1 protein-coding gene is annotated in these 683 nt (G+C 42.8%); it reads left to right on the top strand.

What is annotated here, in order from left to right:
• Positions 1-683, top strand: a 683-nt coding sequence (locus ACFIJP_RS09480; RefSeq protein ID WP_375627170.1) for an ABC transporter transmembrane domain-containing protein, incomplete at both ends; no start/stop codon positions are given.

Below are 683 nucleotides of genomic sequence, written 5' to 3'. Positions count from 1 at the left end.
GCCATTATTTACCTCGCCACACTCTTTTCCATCAGTCCACAACTCACCTTCATCGTTCTCATTATTTTACGATTACAAATGAGCTCTTTAGCATTGGTCGGCCCCTTTTTGCACCGCCAATTACGCCGTGCTTTCACCCTACAAGCAGCCCATCAAACACGCCTTATTGAAAGTTTTACCAATCTTGAAGCCATCAAAGCACACGTAAAAGAAACTGCTCATACGATACGTATGCAAGAAACTTTAGCCCGCAGTCTAGATCAAAGCCTCACAACCAGTAAATTTCATCTCTTAAATGGAGCTTTAAGCCATATTTTTGGTGATCTTTTCACCATTTTTATTATCTTTTTTGGTGCTCAAGCAATGCTGCAAAATCAGATTACGCTCGGGCAACTTATTGCCTCTCATCTCCTTGCCAGCAATGTTTCTGGTCCTATCTTAAGCCTTGCATCCTTATGGGAAGAATGGCAACACCTAAAAATCTCTCGCCTTCGTTTGGGTGATATTCTTAACGCACCTTCAGAATGGGAAAAGGAAAAGCCCCCCCTTCAACTCATCACCAAGCCCCATCTTGAAGCTAAAGATATCTGTTTTTCTTATGGAGACACACCTATTATCAACCACCTTGATGTCTGTTTACAACCTGGTAGGCCTATCATGTTGCTTGGCCCTTCAGGATGTGG

Source organism: Bartonella sp. MU37NMGALS (genome assembly GCF_042194015.1).
Lineage (GTDB): Bacteria > Pseudomonadota > Alphaproteobacteria > Rhizobiales > Rhizobiaceae > Bartonella > Bartonella grahamii.
The sequence above is the reverse complement of the archived record's forward strand: the minus strand, read 5'-3'. Positions and strand labels throughout refer to the sequence as shown.